We start from the raw sequence: 18,775 nt of genomic DNA on the forward strand, positions 1-18,775 counted from the left end.
AGCTGGGGCCATAGCCTGAAACTGAGCAAATGGTGCAACGATTACCTGCTGCCTGCCACCTCCACGATGAAAGGGCAAGGCGCTATCCGCGGATGAAGCCATTTATGCGCTGCCCACCCGCTCCAGATATCCGATATTGACTGGGAAACCATGAAATCCAATCACCTGACCACCGACATCACGAAGCTTTTCGGGATACGGCTACCCTTCATCGCCGGCGGATTAATGTGGCTCGCCAACGCCGACTATGTTTCCGCCACAGCCAACGCTAGCATCATCGACTTCATTACCGCAGTCAGCTTTCCAGACACCGATGAACTGCGTGTCGAAACCGGCTGCTGTCGCGATTTATGCGATGGAAAGTCTTTTGGCGTCAATGTTTCGATCCTGCTCAAACTGGTGTCCGGCGAACGCACCCGCGAAGTGCTGGTGGAATAGCGAAGCAGTAGTCGATTCCAATTGAATGCAACATATGCGCGAAACAATCCCGCTGGCCAATCGCTTGCCGCACATCGGCGATCTCACGCTTGAGCGAGTGACTTTTCTTTGGCACCAACCGCATGTCTTTTGCAACCAGTGCAGCGCTCCGTTTCAATCATGCAGAGAGCACTACATTCCGGGCTGTGGGCGCAGCTTGGCCCTGTACTCTCAACCCGTCGAGTGAAAACTGGCCTTCGCAAACGCAGTGCATCAGATCGATGCAGGCAATGGTCGCGTCAGCGTCTACCGCCAGAGCAGCAAGACGGTAGACCGTTCGCAAGGCGACTTGTCCCAAATTTGACCGTCAATATTACCGTCAAAAATAACGGGATGGGGTGATGTGCGATGAGACGCCAAAAACGCGAAAGCCCTTGATACACAAGGGCTTCGGAGAAGTTCGGGGTCGATATGAAACGGCGTGGAACGTTATCGAATCACTCCCACTCAATCGTAGCCGGCGGTTTTCCGGAGATGTCATACACCACGCGATTCAAGCCACGCACTTCATTGATGATGCGATTGGACACCTTGCCGAGTAATTCGTGTGGCAGGTGCGCCCAATGCGCGGTCATGAAATCCTGGGTTTGTACGGCGCGTAAGGCAACCACGTATTCATAGGTGCGTCCATCGCCCATGACGCCGACCGATTTGACTGGCAGGAACACGGCAAACGCCTGGCTGGTCTTGTCGTACCAGGATTTGCCTTCGTCATCGGTTGTGTTGCGCAGTTCTTCGATGAAGATGGCGTCCGCACGACGCAACAAGTCCGCATATTCCTTTTTCACTTCACCGAGAATACGCACGCCCAGGCCAGGACCTGGGAATGGATGGCGATACACCATGTCATGCGGCAGGCCGAGAGCGACGCCAAGTTCGCGGACTTCATCCTTGAACAGCTCACGCAATGGCTCCAGCAATTTCAGGTTCAACGTCTCAGGCAATCCGCCGACGTTGTGGTGGCTCTTGATGGTATGCGCTGTCTTCTTGCCTTTGCCTGCGCTTTCAATCACGTCCGGATAGATGGTGCCTTGCGCAAGCCATTTTGCGTTCTTGAGCTTGCCCGCTTCGGTCTGGAACACTTCGACAAACTCGCGGCCAATGATCTTGCGCTTGGCTTCCGGGTCGGCGACACCTGCCAGCTTGCCCATGAATTGTTCAGTCGCATCGACGTGGATGACTTTCACGCCGAGGTTTTTGCCGAACATGTTCATGACCATCGCGCCTTCATCAAGGCGCAGCAAACCGTGGTCGACGAACACACAGGTCAGCTGGTCGCCGATGGCACGATGAATCAGCGCTGCGGCGACGCTGCTGTCGACACCGCCCGAGAGACCAAGAATGACTTCGTCGGTACCGACCTGCTTGCGAATCGCTTCGACGGCTTCGGAAATATAGTCGGGCATGTTCCAGTCGGATTTGCAGCCGCAGATCTCGTGCACGAAACGACCCAGCATGGCCTTGCCCTGGACGGTGTGCGTCACCTCCGGATGGAACTGCACTGCGTACATCTTGCGCTCTTCATCAGCCATACCGGCAATCGGACAGTTGTCGGTGGACGCCATCAGCTTGAAGCCGGGTGGCATCTCCATGATCTTGTCGCCGTGGCTCATCCACACCTTCAGCATGCCATGGCCTTCGGCTGTCACGAAATCCGCAATGCCATTCAATAACGCGGTGTGACCGCGTGCACGGACTTCGGCGTAGCCGAATTCGCGGACCTTGCCATTTTCGACCTTGCCGCCAAGCTGTTCCGCCATGGTCTGCATGCCATAGCAAATGCCCAGCACAGGCACGCCCACTTCAAACACGGCCTGCGGCGCACGCGGCGTATCGCCTTCGGTCACGGAGTTCGGTCCACCGGACAGGATGATGCCGGCTGCGCCGTAATTGCGAACAAACTCCTCGCTGACATCATAAGGAAAAACTTCCGAGAAAACGCCAGCTTCGCGTACGCGACGGGCTATCAGCTGCGTGACCTGGGAACCGAAATCGAGAATGAGGATTTTAGAGTGCATGGAAGGTGGTGTTTTAATAATCAGAGGGATTCGGGAGTCGCGTTCATGACCTTGTTACGTCCTGCATCCTTGGCGGCATACAGGGCCATGTCGGCACGGCTGATCAGTTCTTCGGTGGTTGCGGTCGCAAACATGTCTGTCGAGGCAACGCCGGCACTGATGGTCAGGTTGAGCGTGGCGTTGCCGATCACCTCGGGCTGCGCCGCAATCGCGGTACGCATGCGTTCGGCTACGGCCATCGCGGTAACGTGCGACGAGCCGGGCAGAACAATCAGGAATTCTTCGCCACCGTAGCGCCCAAGCGCTTCCTGCGGACGGATGCAGGAACGCAGCCGACTGGCCACTTTCACCAGGACCGCATCGCCGGCCGGATGGCCATAGGTATCGTTGATTTTCTTGAAGTAATCCAGATCGGCAACAATCAGTGACAGTGGCAGGCCGAGCTTGTCGCAGCGTATGGCTTCGATAGTCAGGATACGCATGATCGCACCGCGGTTCCAGGTACCGATGAGCGGATCGATCAGCGACTTGCGTCGCAGGTTCTTGTTCTTCTTCTGCAGGTCGAGCTGTGATGCGTTGACCGAGCGCAGTTCCAGCTCGCGTTCCACCAGAGCGGCAAGGTCCGCCAGCATCTGGCGGTCGCCGTCACGGAATACCGGTCGCGGCGAGTAATCGACAAGGGCAACATTGCCGATCAGCGCCCTGTCCTGGTTATGCACGGGATACGATGCGTAAAAACGGATATAAGGCTCACCGCTCACTGCACGATGGCTGCCAAGGGACGCATGTCTGCGTACATCGTGGACAACCACGATTTCGTCAGACAGCGAAATGTCATGACAGAACGCGGTCTCCAGGTCAGCCATCGACGGGTTGTCCTCCACGCCCGGCGGAATCGCATTACCGAACGTGATGATGCAGTTGGCGACGTCGAACAGCTTTTTCCCGATACGGCGGATGCGCAGCATCTCCGGGTCGTTGCCCAGGGGGACCTCGACCTGCTCGGGAAGTGCTACGGGAGACGCGCCACCTGGCGAGCCGGCCGATTTTGTCATGAGCATGCTTGAGCCTTAAGTCGCGCTGCGATCAGTCCGCACGGTAGTTCGGCGCTTCCTTCGTGATCTGCACGTCGTGGACGTGCGACTCGCGCATGCCGGCTGACGTGATTTCGACAAACTCCGCTTTCTCACGGAATTCCTCGATCGACGCACAACCGCAATAACCCATCGACGAACGAATGCCGCCGACCAGCTGATACAGAATGGCGAGCACGCTGCCCTTGTAAGGCACACGACCTTCGATGCCTTCCGGTACCAGCTTGTCGGCATTGTTGGCCGAATCCTGGAAGTAACGGTCAGCGGAACCGTCAGACATGGCACCGAGGCTGCCCATGCCGCGATACGACTTGTAGCTGCGGCCCTGGAAGAGGATAACTTCGCCAGGCGCTTCTTCGGTGCCGGCAAACATGCTGCCCATCATGACGCTGGAGGCGCCTGCTGCGAGTGCCTTGGAAATATCGCCCGAGTAGCGAATGCCGCCGTCGGCGATACAAGGAACGCCGCTGTTCCTCAGCGCATCGGAGACATTGGAAATGGCGGTGATCTGCGGGACGCCGACGCCTGCGACGATACGGGTGGTGCAGATCGAGCCGGGGCCGATACCGACCTTGACGCCATCGGCGCCATGCTCGACGAGTGCCAGTGCCGCCGCCGCAGTGGCGATGTTGCCGCCGATGACGTCGACCTGAGGATAGTTTTTCTTGACCCAGCGAACGCGGTCGAGCACGCCTTTGGAATGTCCATGCGCGGTGTCAACGACGATGACGTCGACACCGGCCTTGACCAGCAGGTCGATACGCTCTTCATTGTCCGCTCCGACACCGACTGCGGCGCCAACACGCAGCTTGCCGTGCTCATCCTTGCAGGCGTTCGGGTGTTCGGTGGCCTTCTGAATATCTTTGACGGTGATCAGGCCGCGCAGCTCGAATGCATCGTTGACCACGATCACGCGTTCCAGGCGATGCTTGTTCATCAAGCGCTTGGCTTCGGACAGCTCCGCGCCTTCCTTGACGACAACAAGCTTTTCACGCGGGGTCATTTTTGCGCGCACTTCCGCGTCAAGTTCTTCTTCAAAACGCAGGTCGCGGTTGGTGATAATGCCGACGACCGTCTTGCCCTCGACGACAGGAAAACCACTGATGCCATGCTGTTCCGACAAGGCGATCACATCACGGATGCGTGTTGTCGGTGGAATGGTGATCGGGTCGCGCACGACGCCGGACTCAAAGCGCTTGACCTTCGCGACTTCGCGCGCCTGGTCCTTGGGCTTGAGGTTCTTGTGAACGATGCCGATGCCACCTTCCTGTGCCATTGCAATTGCCAGCCTTGCCTCGGTCACGGTATCCATTGCCGCCGACAGCAACGGAATGTTCAGCGTGATATTGCGCGTAAGGCGCGTGGTCAGTGTGGTGTCTTTGGGGAGGATGTCCGAATAGGCCGGAACGAGCAGCACGTCATCGAACGTGAGTGCTTTTTGGAGTAGACGCATAGTGTTTCCTATAGGCGCAAAGCCGCATTATACAGAAATCCTTGTTACAAGTCGTTTTTCGGTCCCTTTGGAATATAAGCAGTTGGCAAGTTCATTGACAGCACCTGCAAAGCATGGCGAAATCCATGTATGGCCATTTATGGCATAGATGCAAGGATCCCAATGAATACCCTCTTCCGTCATACCTTTGTCACCGCCCTTATCTGCATGGGGTTTGCCGGCGCCGCCCATGCGCAATACGTCTGGCTCGATGACAAGGGCGTTAAGCAGTTTTCCGACATGCCGCCGCCGTCATCGATCCCGGCCAGCCGCATCCTGAAACAACCGGGTAGCAGCACGCCTGCCGCCGCGCCGGCCGAAGCGGTCGCATCTGAGGCCAAATCGCAGATGACTACTGCGGAAAAGAATGCCGAGTTCCGCAAGCGCCAGACCGAGCGTGCGGAGAAAGAGAAAAAGGCCGCGGAAGAAGCCAAGATCGCCTCGGAAAAGGCCAGGAATTGCGAACGGGCGCAGGAATATCATCGTGCCCTGGAGTCAGGCGAGCGCATCAGCCGCACGGACAAAAATGGCGAGCGCTCGTACTTGTCCGATGAACAACGCGCCAAGGAAGTCAGGGAATCGCGGCGGGTACTGGACGATTGCAAGTCATAGGGACAACGATGGGATCGGTGGCCTGCATGGTAATGGCCACGTTGAAAAATCCCGGCATGCCGGGATTTTTGTCTGGAAAATGACAGCGTTACTTCTGCCGTTCTTTCTTGGCGACCCGACGGCGGCGCGCATCCTTGGGATCGGCAATCAACGGACGGTAAACCTCCACCCGATCATGCTCGCGCAATAGTGCGTCGAGCTCCTTCAGTTTGCCGTATACGCCAACGCGTGCGGTCGAAAGATCGATTTCCGGCGCTTCCTCCAGCAGCCCGCTGGCTTGAATCGCATCACGAATTGTCGTCCCGGGAACTACGCTCAGTACCCGCAAAAATTGCCATTCCGGCCTGGCGTAGCAAACCTGGATCCGGAGATCAGCCATACACTACCTCGGCCCGCTTGCAAAAGGAATCCACAAAGCTGTTGGCTATGAAGTTGAATACCGGACCGATGAGCTGCTCGAGCACCCGGCTGGAAAATTCGTAATGCAGCTCGAATTCGATCTTGCAGGCATCTTCGCGAAGCGGTTTGAAATTCCAGGTACCATGCAGCTGCTTGAAAGGTCCCTCAATGAGCACCATATTGATCGATGTCGGTGGCGCATTGGTGTTCTCGGTAGAGAATGATTGCTTGACGCCACGATAGTTGATCGTCAGCATTGCAACCACCTTGTTGCCCTCGCGCGTGCGCACGTCGGCGCCCCCGCACCAGGGAAGGAATTTTGGATAGTCCTCGATCCTGTCGACCAGCGCAAACATCTGTTCAGCGCTATAGGGCAGCAACACGGACTTGTGTACGACAGCCATTGCAAATAACCGTTTGATAAAATACGAAGCTTCATTTTAACTGACCTGCCCTCTTTCCCACATTCATGAGCATTATCGATAACAAAAAAGCCTTCCACGATTACTTCATCGAGGAGCGATACGAGGCAGGCATGGTGCTCGAAGGCTGGGAAGTCAAAGCGATCCGCGCGGGCCGCGCACAACTGAAGGAAGCCTATGTCATTGTCCGCAAGGGCGAGGTTTTCCTGTTCGGTGCGCACATCAGCCCGCTCGCGACCGCGTCGACCCATGTCTCGCCCGATCCGGTGCGCACCCGCAAACTCCTGCTTAACGGTGAAGAGATCAAGAAGCTGATCGGCAAGGTAGAACGCGCCGGCTACACGCTGGTACCGATCAACCTTCACTACACCAAGGGCCGCATCAAGTGCGAAATCGGCCTCGCCAAGGGTAAAAAACAGCACGACAAGCGAGAGAGCGAAAAACAGCGCGACTGGCAGCGCGAGCAACAATCCATCCTGAAGCAGAACCGGCGTTAGCCGGGATGGCGTTTCAGGTGTCGCCTCATTGCGGCACGGTGCAGGGCAAGTATGATGACTGCAATGGCGGTGGTATAAATCGGCGTGAGCAGCGGTCCGTAAGCAGAAAGACGTTGACCGTTATCGCGTGAGCGGTTCCTGCAGTACATTGCCAAACTGAAGTACAAAAAGTTAGCTTGTTTAGCATTTCAAGGCACGCACATCTGACCCGGATGCGCGTGCCTCAATATGAAATCCGCGTTAAACCTTCGGCTGCGCCTTCGCCACCTGCATCGCGCTCGCGATCAGTGTGCTGATATCACCAAGGTTAGCAGGGACAATGATGGAATTGTTTGTCTTTGCAAGTTTGGCGAACGCATCGACATACTGCTCCGCGACCTTGAGATTAACCGCATCCGCTCCGCCCGGCTCGCGTATCGCACCGGCTGTTTTGCGAATCGCTTCGGCACTGGCTTCCGCAATCGACAGGATTGCCGCGGCCTCGCCTTGCGCACGATTGATGGCAGCTTGCTTCTCGCCTTCCGACCTCGCGATCGAGGCTTCGCGTTCGCCGCTGGCAATATTGATTTGCTCTTGCCGACGACCTTCGGAAGCGGCAATCAAGGCACGCTTTTCACGCTCCGCCGTAATCTGAGCCTGCATGGCGTGCAGGATTTCGTTCGGCGGCGTAAGGTCCTTGATTTCGTAACGCAAGACCTTGACGCCCCAGTTCGCGGCGGATTCGTCGATGGCGCTGACGATCGCCTTGTTGATGTGATCGCGTTCCTCGAAGGTTTTGTCGAGTTCCATGCGGCCAATCACCGAGCGCAGCGTTGTCTGGGCAAGCTGGGTAATGGCGGCAATGTAGTTCGATGAACCGTAGGAAGCACGCATCGCATCCGTCACCTGAAAATACAGGATGCCATCGACCTGGAGCTGGGTATTGTCCTTGGTGATACAGACCTGGCTTGGCACATCGAGTGGAATTTCCTTCAGCGAATGCTTGTAGGCGATCCTGTCGATGAACGGCAAGACAATGTTGAGGCCAGGACCGAGCGTCGCATGGTATTTGCCGAGCCGTTCGACGACCCATGCATGCTGTTGCGGCACCACGTTGATCGTCTTGATGACGAAAACGACGGCGATGATAAACAGGACGATACTGAGACTGCCGAAACTAATTTCCATCGCGTTTCCCTTTTCTTTTCATTGTTATCATGGATGGCCGAGCGCAAGAATCAGTCGGCTTCCACGGATTTCCCTGATGACGAACGTCCCGGGATGCGGCGCTACACCGTCTTGCAATTCGGCATCCCAGTAGGCGCCACGATACAGGATGCGCGCGGTTCTGGGCTCGCCCTCGTCGCCGGTCCATGCGTCGACATGGACGGTTTGCCCAATATCGAGATTGATGTTTGGATCCTTCGTTGCGTCATGACGGGCAGGCCGCAACCATCGGCTGCGGCGTAAGGCATACGTCGCAATGATTCCTGCCACCGCCGCCGTAAGCAACTGTACAGGCCGACTTTCCGTACCAAGCGATACCAGGCCGCCCGCCGCCATGCCCAACCCTATCATCAAGAGGTAAAACGTCCCGCTGAACATCTCCAGGATGACAAGCACCCCAGCCAATCCGAACCAAAAAATCCAGTCTGACATGCATACCTCCCGTTGGGCATCATGATTCCATTGTACAAATAAAAAGCCCCCGTGACCCATCAGGGCAACAGGGGCGCAATACAACAACGGTACAGCTGTTTTTGTTGGTTGTTGTGCAGAAATAAGTTGGCTCAAGTCTAATCGAAAACCGCGACGGTTCAAATGCTTTTGCGTCACGGCGACTTCGTTTTGGCCCGCATACAACACAATCACTGCACAAAAAACGCGGACCGAAAGTCCGCGTTTTTCAGGAGCATACCCGCGTGTCGCTATTAAGCCGCCGACGCAAGCTGTTGCCAGGTGTCGACGACCGTATCCGGGTTCAGCGAGATCGACGCAATGCCTTCCTTCATCAGCCATTCGGCAAAGTCGGGATGATCCGAAGGTCCCTGACCGCAGATGCCGATATATTTTCCTTGCGCGAGGCAGGCCTTGATGGCCTGGGACAACAAGGCACGCACTGCATCGTCGCGTTCATCGAAGTCCGCCGCCAGCAGCTCCATACCGGAATCGCGATCCAGACCGAGCGTCAGCTGGGTCAGGTCGTTGGAGCCGATCGAAAAGCCGTCGAAGTATTCGAGGAAGCGGTCTGCCAGGATCGCATTCGATGGCACTTCGCACATCATGATCAGACGCAGGCCATTCTCGCCGCGCTTGAGACCGTTTTTAGCCAGCAGGTTGACGACTTTTTCGGCCTGTCCGAGCGTTCGCACGAACGGCACCATGATTTCCACGTTGGTGAGGCCCATGTCATTACGGACCCGCTTCATCGCTTCGCATTCCATCTGGAAGGATTCGGCAAAGTCTTCGGCCAGGTAACGTGCCGCACCGCGGAAGCCCAGCATCGGATTTTCTTCATCGGGTTCGTAGCGCGAACCGCCGATCAGCTTCTTGTACTCGTTCGACTTGAAGTCGGACAGGCGCACGATGACCGGCTTGGGCCAGAACGCGGCGGCAATGGTGGCGATGCCTTCCGCCAGCTTGTCGACGTAGAAAGCCCTGGGCGATGCGTGGCCGCGTGCGACCGATTCCACAGCCTTCTTCAGATCCGCATCAATGCCCGGATACTCCAGGATAGCTTTCGGATGCACGCCGATGTTGTTGTTGATGATGAACTCGAGACGGGCCAGGCCGACGCCGCCGTTCGGGATCGACTGGAAATCGAACGCCAGCTGCGGGTTACCTACGTTCATCATGATCTTCAACGGCAGCTTCGGCAATTCGCCGCGCGATACTTCGGTCACTTCGGTTTCAAGCAGGCCGTCGTAGATATGCCCTTCATCGCCTTCCGCGCAAGACACCGTGACCAGCGTGCCGTCTTTCAGCATGTCGGTTGCATTGCCGCAGCCCACCACCGCCGGGACACCCAATTCACGCGCGATGATCGCTGCGTGGCAGGTACGGCCGCCACGGTTGGTGACGATTGCGGCGGCGCGCTTCATGACCGGCTCCCAGTTGGGATCGGTCATGTCGGCGACCAGTACGTCACCAGGCTGGACACGTTCCATTTCGGATGGATCACGGATGACGCGTACCGGACCGGCACCGATCTTCTGACCAATCGCACGACCGGATGCCAGCACAGTGCCGGTATTTTTCAGTTTGAAGCGCTGCTGTGCATCGGTCGCCTTCTGCTGCGACTTCACGGTCTCGGGACGCGCCTGGAGGATGTAGAGCTTGCCGTCACGGCCATCCTTGCCCCACTCGATGTCCATCGGACGGGCATAATGCTTTTCGATGATGACGGCGTACTTTGCCAGTTCGACGATTTCCTGGTCGTTCAACGAATAGCGGTTACGCAATTCGATCGGTACATCGACGGTCTTGACGGAACGGCCCGCCTTGGCTTCGCCGGTGAATTCCATCTTGATCAGCTTGGAGCCGATGTTGCGACGGATGATCGGCAGCTTGCCTTGTTCGAGCATCGGCTTGTGGACGTAGAACTCATCGGGGTTGACCGCGCCCTGCACCACCGTCTCGCCCAGCCCATAACTGGAAGTAATGAATACAACGTCCTTGAAGCCCGATTCAGTATCAAGGGTAAACATCACGCCAGCCGCACCGACGTCGGAACGTACCATGCGCTGTACGCCGGCCGACAGGGCAACTTCCGCATGCGTAAAGCCCTTGTGGACGCGATACGAAATCGCGCGATCGTTGTACAGGGAGGCGAAAACATGCTTGATCGCTTCCAGTACATTGTCGATACCGACCACGTTCAGGAAGGTTTCCTGCTGACCCGCGAATGAAGCGTCCGGCAAATCTTCGGCGGTCGCGGAGGAACGCACGGCAAACGACATTTCGGCGGACGAATCGGCAACCAGGCGGTCGTAGAATTCGCGGATTTCCTGTTCCAGGCGTGGCTGGAAAGGCGTATCGATAATCCACTGTCGGATCTCGCTGCCAGCCTGCGCCAGAGCGCGGACATCGTCGATATTCAGGGAAGAAAGACGATCGGCAATGCGCTGCGCGAGCGTGGCGCCGCCATTGACGCTGTGCTCGAGAAAATCACGGAATGCGTGCGCAGTGGTCGCAAAACCACCAGGCACACGAACGCCAGCGCCAGCCAGCTGGCTGATCATCTCGCCGAGGGATGCGTTCTTGCCGCCGACGGACTCGACGTCCGTCATTCTTAGATTTTCAAAGGCTGCTACGTATGTAGCCCCCTGGGTTACCCCGTTGGATACTGCGTTGGACATAACTACACCTGTTTTGATGATAAGAAATCTGCATATGCGCCTTCGCCGCCCGGTTCTTTTTGTTATTCTTGGTGAGCACGATGTTGGTCGTTAATTGATCGTCATTTTACAGCGTGCAACTGCATCCTGCTTTATACAATTTCGCACTTACCGTTGATCTATATTCAATTTGATTATGCCAGACTTGCCCGTACACCACTTACCCGCCGCCGACCGTACTGTCTTCTTTGTGTCGGATGGCACCGGCATCACCGCCGAGACTTTCGGGCATTCCGTGCTGACCCAGTTTGAACTGCGTTTCAAGGAAGTGCGACTACCCTTTATCGATACCCTGGACAAGGCTTACGAGGCGGTTCGGGAGATCAACGACGCCTACGAACGCGATGGCAAACGGCCTATTGTCTTTTCGACATTAGTGAAGTCGGAATTGTCCTCGGTGGTACGGCATTCCAAGGGCATGCACATGGACCTGATCCAGACGTTCGTCGAACCGCTGGAGCAGGAACTTGGAGTGAAGTCCACGCACACAATAGGTCGCAGCCACAACATCGCCGATTCCGACGAATACAAGAACCGGATCGAGGCGATCAATTTTTCTCTGGCTCACGATGACGGCCAGTCGAACCAGAACCTTGCGTCGGCGGACGTCATCCTGGTTGGCGTATCACGCTCAGGAAAGACGCCGACCAGCTTGTATCTCGCCATGCAATACGGGGTGAAAGCGGCCAACTACCCGCTGATTCCGGAAGACTTCGAACGTAATAAGCTACCGAGCGGCCTGCTGCCGTACAAGAAAAAGCTGTTCGGCCTGTCGATTACCCCGGATCGCCTCGCCGAGGTCCGCAATGAACGCCGTCCTGGCAGCAAGTATGCAGCGCTTGAGCAATGTCGCTATGAGGTCAACGAGGCCGAAAAGATGATGCGGCGTGAAGGCATTAACTGGATGTCATCGACGACGAAATCCATTGAAGAGATTGCAACAATGATTCTCCAGGAGATCAAGTCAGACAAGCGAGCATATTGACATATTGATATTGAGTACCATCCGGGCAGGATTGCGCACGGTTAATCCTGCCGTCCACGGATCGAGGAACATGACAAAGAAGGCCGCTGGCGACAACCAGCGGCTTTTTTTATTGATGCCGCTCCAACAATGAATAGGAATAAATTTCGACGGGAACCTTACGCGAATCTTACGAGTCGACTATAAATAGAGTGAGAGTACGGATCGTGGAGGAGGTCGTATGGATCTGGTACTGATAGAGCTAGTCCTTTGGGTAGGTCTATTATTTTTCTTTTGGGCGTTGAAGGAAGGTCTGGGCAGGGTTGAATCAGACATCGAGGCGATGGGCCTGGTTCGGCATGGGCGCGACTCGACATCGTCTTCGTCAGCAACCCGGTATTACGCGGCAGAGCGCGTTGCCGAACCGATTGGCAGCTATCGGGATACGCAGATTTACCGTTATGCGGTAATCCAGGGCAGGACCTATCAGTTTGACCGTATCTGCCCGGCGGATAGCGGTATGGCGCTTGATCCTGATGAGCGTTGTCTTGCGCCCGGCCTGGTCTACCAGGAATGCACTGACCGAGGTCAGGTTCCACTTGCAACTGAATAGGCTTGAGCAGGCTTAGTCAGATAACTGGCCGCCGCTTGGGGCGATCAGCGCGAGTGGTGTGCGTGCGCTCGTTGCCCTCAATCGCCTACTGCGAGAGCGTCTTTTGCCTTACCTGCTCGAAAAAGCAGACCGCAGCGCTGGCAGCCACATTCAACGATTCCACCGGCCCCAGATGCGGAATCGATACCTTCTCGCTCGCGGCTGCAAGCAAGGACTCCGATACGCCTTGTCCCTCATGACCGAACAGCCACGCAACTGGTTGGCTGAGATCGAGGTCATATACCCGTCGACTGGCGTGAGAACTGGTGGCAAGCACTGGAATCTCCGCGGAGGCGATCAGATTCTGCAGATCGACGTTCTCAACAATGCGCAATGAAAAATGCGCTCCCATACCGGCCCGTAACACTTTCGGCGACCAAGCAAACGCGGTGCCCGTACTGCAGAATACTTCTTCAATCCCGGCCGCGGCCGCACTCCGAAGAATGGAACCCAGATTGCCGGGGTCTTGAAGATTATCGAGCAGCACCGCGGACCTTGCGAGCTTCCCAGGCACTGCAGTCTGCGGTGTATCCACCACAAACAGCAGGCCGATGCCGTTTTCAACCTGACTCAGCGTGTTGTACAAGGCGTCGGGGAACACCACGCACTGTACCCGGCCTAGCTCACAACGCTCGACGATGGCGGTGACTTCAGGAAGCATGACAGAACCTTCGCCCACTACGCATAGAGGAGGCATACCGACCTGTTCAAGATAAGTCTGGCACAGGTGTACGCCATCAAGGAGGCTGCGTCCGGCCTTGCGTCGCGCCTGCGAACTGGTCGCCAATAGTTTCAGCTCCTTGAAGAGCGGGTTATCCCTGGAGGTAATGGTTTTCATGCGAACGGCGTGTCTCGTTGTTTCGGTGCAAGCACCCTACTCGTCGTACGTTATAAAGCAAATTTCATCTTGGCGTACGGTTGACCGGGTCAGCTTTGACGCACACCAATCCGAAATTTGTCTAGGAAGCGACGGCTCTCAGTTCAAGCATTTCACGTACGGGGCCATAGCTCTTACGGTGCACCGGGGATACGCCATGCATGCGCAGGCGTTCAAGGTGCAGTGCCGTCGGATAACCCTTGTGCTGGTCGAAGCCATACACAGGATATTGCTGGTGCAGTTGCAGCAGCGCGGCATCGCGTGCCGTCTTGGCGAGGATGGATGCGGCGGAAATTGCCGGCACCTTGTCATCGCCCTTGACGATGGCTTCAGAACGGACTTGCATCACCGGGCAGCGGTTACCGTCGATCAGCGCCAGCGTCGGCGCGGTCTTCAGTCCTTCAACTGCGCGGCGCATGGCTAGCATCGACGCTTGCAGAATGTTGATCTCATCGATTTCGCTTTCGGTGCAGAATGCGATCGACCATGCCATGGCGCTTTGCTTGATTTCCTCTGCAAGGGTCTGCCGTTTCGCTTCGGACAACTTTTTGGAATCGCGTAATCCCTCAATCGGTCTTGCCGGATCGAGGATGACAGCAGCGGCATACACCGCGCCCGCAAGCGGTCCCCTGCCGGCTTCATCCACACCGCATACAAGTTCGCCTTCATAATCAAAAAGCGCCAGGCTAGGAGCTATTTTTTTCATAGTGCCACCTTAGGACCTATCAGTTCCAGCACGGCCTGTGCGCTTTCCTTCGCAGTGTCGCGCAGCAGTGAGTGATGCATTTCGGTGAATCTCTGGTACAGGCGTGCGCGATGCGCTGCGTCATGCAACTGCACCGACATGGCATCGGCCAGCGCGGTCGGTGTCGCAGCATCCTGCAGCAGTTCCGGCACCAGGAATTCCTGCGCCAGGATGTTCGGCAAACCTACCCAGGGCTGGTAGCCCATGTGACGCAGTACTTCCCAGGATGCCCGCATCATTTTATAGCCAATGACCATAGGTTTCTTGAACAGCGCCACTTCCAGCGTCGCAGTGCCGGAAGCGACCAGCACGGCATCGGCAGCGGCCATCGCGGTGTGCGATTTACCCGGCAGGATCTGAAGCGGCACGTCTTTGAGACCAGCCGTGGCAATCAATTCGGAAAAGTATGCCTGCTGACGTTCACCGGCCATGGGTACAACGATGCGTAGCGAAGGATTTCGCTGCACCAGCAGGCGCGCGGCTTCGATGAAGGCAACGGTGTTGAACTTGAGTTCCGACATCCGGCTTCCCGGCAAGATGGCGACGACTTGCGCCTCTGCAGGCAGGCCGAGCTCGGCACGGGCCGCTGCGACGTCGGGTTCCATGGGAATCACTTCCGCAAGCGGATAACCGACATAGCTGACGGGAATGCCTGCCTTGCGGTAGATCTCTTCCTCAAAGGGAAAGACCACCAGCATGTGTGAAACGGCGCGCGCAATCTTCTTGATGCGCCCGCCACGCCAGGCCCAGATCGACGGGCTGATGAAATGCATGGTCGGAATACCGGCCTGCTTGAGTTGGGCTTCCAGGCCAAAATTGAAATCGGGCGCGTCGACACCGATGAATGCGGCGGGCTTCTCGGCCAGCAGCTTGTCACGCAGTGCATTCTGGATGCCCTTGATTTCCCGGTAATGCGCAAGGACTTCAAACAGCCCGCGCACCGACAGCTTTTCCATTGGCCATTCACTGCGAAAACCGTACTCCGCCATGCGTTTGCCGCCTATGCCGTAGATATCGGCATCCGGCAACTGCGGCCGCAGCCCGGACAACAAGCGGCTGGCCAGCAGGTCGCCAGAGCTTTCGCCGGCCACCATGGCGATCGATAGCTTAGCGGACGATGCCACGGGTACTATTGTCGAGGAAGGTACGCATTAGCCGAAGCGGTTCGGCAGAGGCGGGCGAAGCGGATTCCGCCGCGGCAAGTGCTGTCTTGGCTTCATCCAATGTGAGGCCAGATTTGTAGATCAGCTTGTAGGCATTGCGCAAATCATTGATTTGTTCACGGCTGAAGCCGCGGCGCTTGAGTCCTTCGATATTGATGCCGTGCGGCTGCGCCGGATTGCCGGACAACAGCACATAAGGCGGTACGTCTTGAGTCAGGCTAGTATTCATGCCGACAAACGCATGGTCGCCGATCTTGCAAAACTGATGCACCGCGGCAAAGCCGCTCATGATGACCCAGTCGCCGACATGCACATGCCCGGCAAGCGAAGCGTTGTTGGAAAACACGGTGTTGTTGCCGACACGGCAGTCGTGCGCAAGATGCACATAGGCCAGCATCAGGTTGTCATTGCCAAGCGTCGTTACGCCTTCATCCTGAGCGGTACCAAGATTGAAGGTGCAAAATTCGCGAATCGTATTGCGGTCACCGATCTCCAAGCGGGTTGGCTCGCCTGCGTACTTCTTGTCCTGTGGCGGCCCGCCGATCGAGGAAAACTGGAAAAATACGTTATCCGTCCCGATCGTGGTATGGCCTTCGATCACTACATGCGGCCCCACTTTGGTCCGCGCGCCGATCTTGACGTGCGGTCCGATGATGGAATAAGCGCCAATCGCGACCGAATCGTCGAGTTCCGCTTTCGCGTCAACGATTGCGGTTGGATGGATTGTTGTCATTACTGCCCCGCTGGCTGGCTCGCGTCGGTGGCGCTACGCATGGTGCACATCAGTTCTGCTTCCACAGCGATCTGCCCATCGACCAGACCTTGTGCCTTGTATTTCCAGATACCACGCGCCGTGCGCAGAATCTCGACTTCCATCTTGAGCTGATCGCCCGGCTCGACTGGCCGCTTGAAGCGCGCGCCGTCGATACCGACGAAATAGACCACGCTGTTGTCATCCGGTTTCTGCCCCATGGTCAAAAAGGACAACAGGGCCGCGGTTTGGGCGAGCGCCTCGATCATGAGGACGCCGGGCATCACCGGTTTGTGCGGAAAGTGTCCGTTGAAGAACTCTTCGTTAACGGTCACATTCTTGATTGCGGTGATCGATTTGCCGGATTCCCAGTCCAGCACCCGGTCCACCAGCAACAACGGATAGCGGTGTGGAAGATATTGTTTGATTTGGGTGATATCGAGCGTTTTCATTACTTTTTTTCAGTGAGCAGTTTGATCGTTTTTTCGAGCTCGCGAATTTTCTCACGCATCGACCCGAGATTGCGCACGATTGCAGCGGATTTTTCCCAATCGGCATTTTTTGCCAGTGGATAGAAGCCCGTGTACTGGCCCGATTCCATAATGGAACGCGACACCAGGCTGCCAGACGAAATATGCACGTTGTCGGCAATGGTGAGGTGGCCGAGGATCATGGCGGCGCCACCGAAAGTACAGTTTTTGCCAATTTTGGCGCTGCCGGCCACGCCGACGCAGCCGGCCATGGCCGTGTGGGCGCCAATATGGCAGTTATGCGCGATCTGGATCTGGTTATCGAGCTTGACGTCGTCTTCGATCACCGTATCGGCCAGCGCACCACGATCAATCGTGGTGTTGGCGCCAATTTCGACGTCATTGCCGATGACCACCCTGCCGGTCTGCGGTATCTTGATCCAGGTGCCATGTTCCTTGGCAAAACCGAAGCCATCCGCACCAATGACCGCGCCGGAATGAATGATGCCGTTACTGCCGATTTCGCATCTCGCATGGAAACTTACGTTGGCATAGAAGTGCGTACCTTCGCCGATTTTCGCGTTGCGTCCGATGAAGCACCCAGCATCGATGGCGGCACCGGAATGGATGACCGCGCCCGCCTCGACCGTCACGTGTGGCCCGATGCTCGCATCCGTTGCAATCTGGGCATCGGGATGGACACTGGCGGTGGGATGAATGCCGGGCGTCGCGGGAATCGCCTGCTGTTCGGCGAACAACTGGGCAACACGAGCGAAGTACGCGTAGGGATTGCTTGTCACAATCCGTGTACCGCCATAGGTTGTGCTGACCACCGTATCATCGGCGGGCGACAATATCAGCGCTGCGGCTTCAGTTTGTGCAGCAAGGGCGCGAAGCTTGGGGTTTGACAGGAAGGTGATATGAGACGCTGCCGCCGCATCGAGCGGAGCGATGCCGGATACCACTACCTCGGGCTTGCCAATCAGTTGACCTCCGAGGCGTTCGACCAATTGTTCCAGTCGATAGCTCATTCTGGCCCTCTTCAGATGTTGGATCGTCTATAAAAGTATTCGGCACAAGCGACCTGTCCAGGTGGCTTGTGCCGAGTCGGCGTGCCTTGCGCTGAAGATGACTAAAGCGCGGCAGTCATGGCGAAGATCTGGCTGGCTTGGATACAGGCCAGCGCCAAAGGCCCACGACGTTATTTACCGTTTAATGCCTTCAGCACCTTGTCGGTAATGTCGATACGCGGGCTGGCGTACACCGCCTCCTGGAACACGATATCGAATTTTTCGGCTTCGGCGATCTGCTTGATCACCTTGTTGGTACGCTCCAGCACAATGGCCAGCTCTTCATTACGGCGCTGGTTCAGGTCTTCTCGAAACTCGCGCTGCTTGCGCTGGAAATCCTTGTCGAGATCGGCCAGTTCGCGCTGTCGCTTGACGCGATCGGATTCGGCCAGGATCGCAGCGTCTTTGTCGAGTTTGTCAGACATGCCCTTGAGGCGCGCCGCCATGTCCTGCAGTTCTTTTTCACGGCGTGAAAATTCCTGTTCGATCTTGGCTTGTGCTGCTTTTGCAGGAGCCGCCTCGCGGAAGATGCGTTCGGTGCTGACGAAGCCGACACGCGAGTCCTGTGCGTGGACGCCCGCGAGGGGCAGCATCAATGCTGCAAGCAGAGCCATGCACTTGACCGATACCGATTTTGTAAATGGAAACTTCAAGGTCGTTCTCCGCAAATCAAATTACTATTATGCCACCCGCCGG

Annotated in this window: 20 protein-coding genes; 5 read left to right on the forward strand and 15 right to left on the reverse strand. The window is 56.7% G+C overall.

The features are described 5' to 3' along the window. The first annotated feature begins 150 nt into the window (after positions 1-150). Positions 151-438 (forward strand): hypothetical protein, encoded by a 288-nt coding sequence (locus ASE07_RS06585; protein ID WP_057290016.1) that lies wholly within the window; start codon positions 151-153, stop codon positions 436-438. Between the two features lie 476 nt (positions 439-914). Here the strand turns inward: ASE07_RS06585 and guaA are convergent, their stop codons facing one another. From guaA to guaB, 3 genes are read right to left on the reverse strand one after another with little or no spacing between them, the layout of a single operon-like run. After that, positions 915-2,495 (reverse strand): glutamine-hydrolyzing GMP synthase, encoded by a 1,581-nt coding sequence (guaA, locus tag ASE07_RS06590; protein WP_057290017.1) that lies wholly within the window; start codon positions 2,493-2,495, stop codon positions 915-917. A 20-nt stretch (positions 2,496-2,515) separates the two neighbouring features. Next, positions 2,516-3,556 carry a GGDEF domain-containing protein gene (locus tag ASE07_RS06595; protein WP_057290018.1) on the reverse strand — a complete coding sequence of 347 codons (1,041 nt, stop codon included), beginning with the start codon at positions 3,554-3,556 and terminating at the stop codon, positions 2,516-2,518. Between the two features lie 25 nt (positions 3,557-3,581). Then, entirely contained in the window at positions 3,582-5,042 is a 1,461-nt protein-coding gene (gene guaB / locus ASE07_RS06600) for an IMP dehydrogenase (RefSeq protein ID WP_057290019.1), read from the reverse strand. Between the two features lie 162 nt (positions 5,043-5,204). Here guaB and ASE07_RS06605 point away from each other — a divergent pair, with 162 nt between their 5' ends. Beyond that, a complete protein-coding gene (locus ASE07_RS06605; RefSeq protein WP_057290020.1) occupies positions 5,205-5,693 on the forward strand; it encodes a DUF4124 domain-containing protein in 489 nt (162 codons plus the stop codon). Between the two features lie 88 nt (positions 5,694-5,781). On the opposite strand, the gene ASE07_RS06610 is transcribed toward ASE07_RS06605, so the two are convergent. Beyond that, positions 5,782-6,072: an RnfH family protein gene (locus tag ASE07_RS06610; RefSeq protein ID WP_057290021.1), complete on the reverse strand. Its 291-nt coding sequence runs from the start codon at positions 6,070-6,072 to the stop codon at positions 5,782-5,784. Further along, the gene (locus ASE07_RS06615; RefSeq protein WP_057290022.1) at positions 6,065-6,496 is read right to left on the reverse strand and encodes a type II toxin-antitoxin system RatA family toxin; all 432 of its coding nucleotides are present in this window, start codon (positions 6,494-6,496) and stop codon (positions 6,065-6,067) included. Before ASE07_RS06615 ends, ASE07_RS06610 begins: the two co-directional genes overlap by 8 nt. A gap of 65 nt (positions 6,497-6,561) precedes the next feature. Between ASE07_RS06615 and smpB the strand changes: the two genes are divergently transcribed. Next, entirely contained in the window at positions 6,562-7,011 is a 450-nt protein-coding gene (smpB, locus tag ASE07_RS06620) for an SsrA-binding protein SmpB (protein WP_057290023.1), read from the forward strand. A gap of 240 nt (positions 7,012-7,251) precedes the next feature. On the opposite strand, the gene ASE07_RS06625 is transcribed toward smpB, so the two are convergent. The 3 genes from ASE07_RS06625 to ppsA form a co-directional block, all read right to left on the reverse strand. Further along, positions 7,252-8,178, reverse strand: coding sequence for an SPFH domain-containing protein (locus ASE07_RS06625; RefSeq protein WP_057290024.1), 927 nt, complete (start codon positions 8,176-8,178; stop codon positions 7,252-7,254). Positions 8,179-8,205: 27 nt separating this feature from the next. Further along, positions 8,206-8,649: an NfeD family protein gene (locus ASE07_RS06630; protein WP_057290025.1), complete on the reverse strand. Its 444-nt coding sequence runs from the start codon at positions 8,647-8,649 to the stop codon at positions 8,206-8,208. A gap of 272 nt (positions 8,650-8,921) precedes the next feature. Continuing rightward, positions 8,922-11,279 carry a phosphoenolpyruvate synthase gene (gene ppsA, locus ASE07_RS06635; RefSeq protein ID WP_057290026.1) on the reverse strand — a complete coding sequence of 786 codons (2,358 nt, stop codon included), beginning with the start codon at positions 11,277-11,279 and terminating at the stop codon, positions 8,922-8,924. Positions 11,280-11,523: 244 nt separating this feature from the next. On the opposite strand from ppsA, the gene ppsR reads away from it, so the two are divergent. Both ppsR and ASE07_RS06645 read left to right on the forward strand, forming a co-directional pair. Next, positions 11,524-12,372 (forward strand): posphoenolpyruvate synthetase regulatory kinase/phosphorylase PpsR, encoded by an 849-nt coding sequence (gene ppsR, locus ASE07_RS06640; protein WP_057290027.1) that lies wholly within the window; start codon positions 11,524-11,526, stop codon positions 12,370-12,372. A 220-nt stretch (positions 12,373-12,592) separates the two neighbouring features. Then, positions 12,593-12,964: a hypothetical protein gene (locus tag ASE07_RS06645; RefSeq protein ID WP_057290028.1), complete on the forward strand. Its 372-nt coding sequence runs from the start codon at positions 12,593-12,595 to the stop codon at positions 12,962-12,964. A gap of 85 nt (positions 12,965-13,049) precedes the next feature. Here ASE07_RS06645 and ASE07_RS06650 read toward each other — a convergent pair whose 3' ends face one another. The 7 genes from ASE07_RS06650 to ASE07_RS06680 form a co-directional block, all read right to left on the reverse strand. Then, complete coding sequence (locus ASE07_RS06650; protein ID WP_057290029.1) at positions 13,050-13,841, reverse strand: TrmH family RNA methyltransferase; 792 nt, start codon at positions 13,839-13,841, stop codon at positions 13,050-13,052. A gap of 121 nt (positions 13,842-13,962) precedes the next feature. After that, positions 13,963-14,586, reverse strand: coding sequence for a ribonuclease HII (rnhB, locus tag ASE07_RS06655; protein ID WP_057290030.1), 624 nt, complete (start codon positions 14,584-14,586; stop codon positions 13,963-13,965). Beyond that, positions 14,583-15,719: a lipid-A-disaccharide synthase gene (lpxB, locus tag ASE07_RS06660; protein WP_057290031.1), complete on the reverse strand. Its 1,137-nt coding sequence runs from the start codon at positions 15,717-15,719 to the stop codon at positions 14,583-14,585. The genes rnhB and lpxB overlap by 4 nt, the downstream gene beginning before the upstream one ends. 13 nt (positions 15,720-15,732) lie before the next feature. Next, positions 15,733-16,521 carry an acyl-ACP--UDP-N-acetylglucosamine O-acyltransferase gene (lpxA, locus tag ASE07_RS06665; protein ID WP_057290032.1) on the reverse strand — a complete coding sequence of 263 codons (789 nt, stop codon included), beginning with the start codon at positions 16,519-16,521 and terminating at the stop codon, positions 15,733-15,735. Next, positions 16,521-16,991: a 3-hydroxyacyl-ACP dehydratase FabZ gene (gene fabZ, locus ASE07_RS06670; RefSeq protein WP_057290033.1), complete on the reverse strand. Its 471-nt coding sequence runs from the start codon at positions 16,989-16,991 to the stop codon at positions 16,521-16,523. The genes lpxA and fabZ overlap by 1 nt, the downstream gene beginning before the upstream one ends. Then, a complete protein-coding gene (gene lpxD, locus ASE07_RS06675; protein ID WP_057290034.1) occupies positions 16,991-18,040 on the reverse strand; it encodes a UDP-3-O-(3-hydroxymyristoyl)glucosamine N-acyltransferase in 1,050 nt (349 codons plus the stop codon). Before lpxD ends, fabZ begins: the two co-directional genes overlap by 1 nt. Positions 18,041-18,210: 170 nt before the next feature. Further along, positions 18,211-18,693, reverse strand: coding sequence for an OmpH family outer membrane protein (locus ASE07_RS06680; RefSeq protein WP_156396440.1), 483 nt, complete (start codon positions 18,691-18,693; stop codon positions 18,211-18,213). Positions 18,694-18,775 lie beyond the last annotated feature (82 nt).

Source organism: Noviherbaspirillum sp. Root189 (assembly GCF_001428545.1).
Classification (GTDB): domain Bacteria; phylum Pseudomonadota; class Gammaproteobacteria; order Burkholderiales; family Burkholderiaceae_D; genus Noviherbaspirillum.

Coding starts and splice junctions, on each gene's coding strand:
- lpxB (WP_057290031.1), bottom strand. CDS start 15,719: ATGGTGGCCGGCGAAAGCTCTGGCGACCTGCTGGCCAGCCGCTTGTTG.
- rnhB (WP_057290030.1), bottom strand. CDS start 14,586: ATGAAAAAAATAGCTCCTAGCCTGGCGCTTTTTGATTATGAAGGCGAA.
- ASE07_RS06650 (WP_057290029.1), bottom strand. CDS start 13,841: ATGAAAACCATTACCTCCAGGGATAACCCGCTCTTCAAGGAGCTGAAA.
- ASE07_RS06630 (WP_057290025.1), bottom strand. CDS start 8,649: ATGTCAGACTGGATTTTTTGGTTCGGATTGGCTGGGGTGCTTGTCATC.
- ASE07_RS06615 (WP_057290022.1), bottom strand. CDS start 6,496: ATGGCTGTCGTACACAAGTCCGTGTTGCTGCCCTATAGCGCTGAACAG.
- guaA (WP_057290017.1), bottom strand. CDS start 2,495: ATGCACTCTAAAATCCTCATTCTCGATTTCGGTTCCCAGGTCACGCAG.
- ASE07_RS06605 (WP_057290020.1), top strand. CDS start 5,205: ATGAATACCCTCTTCCGTCATACCTTTGTCACCGCCCTTATCTGCATG.
- ASE07_RS06595 (WP_057290018.1), bottom strand. CDS start 3,556: ATGCTCATGACAAAATCGGCCGGCTCGCCAGGTGGCGCGTCTCCCGTA.
- guaB (WP_057290019.1), bottom strand. CDS start 5,042: ATGCGTCTACTCCAAAAAGCACTCACGTTCGATGACGTGCTGCTCGTT.
- ASE07_RS06585 (WP_057290016.1), top strand. CDS start 151: ATGAAATCCAATCACCTGACCACCGACATCACGAAGCTTTTCGGGATA.
- lpxA (WP_057290032.1), bottom strand. CDS start 16,521: ATGACAACAATCCATCCAACCGCAATCGTTGACGCGAAAGCGGAACTC.
- smpB (WP_057290023.1), top strand. CDS start 6,562: ATGAGCATTATCGATAACAAAAAAGCCTTCCACGATTACTTCATCGAG.
- ppsR (WP_057290027.1), top strand. CDS start 11,524: ATGCCAGACTTGCCCGTACACCACTTACCCGCCGCCGACCGTACTGTC.
- ASE07_RS06680 (WP_156396440.1), bottom strand. CDS start 18,693: ATGGCTCTGCTTGCAGCATTGATGCTGCCCCTCGCGGGCGTCCACGCA.
- ASE07_RS06610 (WP_057290021.1), bottom strand. CDS start 6,072: ATGGCTGATCTCCGGATCCAGGTTTGCTACGCCAGGCCGGAATGGCAA.
- fabZ (WP_057290033.1), bottom strand. CDS start 16,991: ATGAAAACGCTCGATATCACCCAAATCAAACAATATCTTCCACACCGC.
- ASE07_RS06625 (WP_057290024.1), bottom strand. CDS start 8,178: ATGGAAATTAGTTTCGGCAGTCTCAGTATCGTCCTGTTTATCATCGCC.
- lpxD (WP_057290034.1), bottom strand. CDS start 18,040: ATGAGCTATCGACTGGAACAATTGGTCGAACGCCTCGGAGGTCAACTG.
- ppsA (WP_057290026.1), bottom strand. CDS start 11,279: ATGACGGACGTCGAGTCCGTCGGCGGCAAGAACGCATCCCTCGGCGAG.
- ASE07_RS06645 (WP_057290028.1), top strand. CDS start 12,593: ATGGATCTGGTACTGATAGAGCTAGTCCTTTGGGTAGGTCTATTATTT.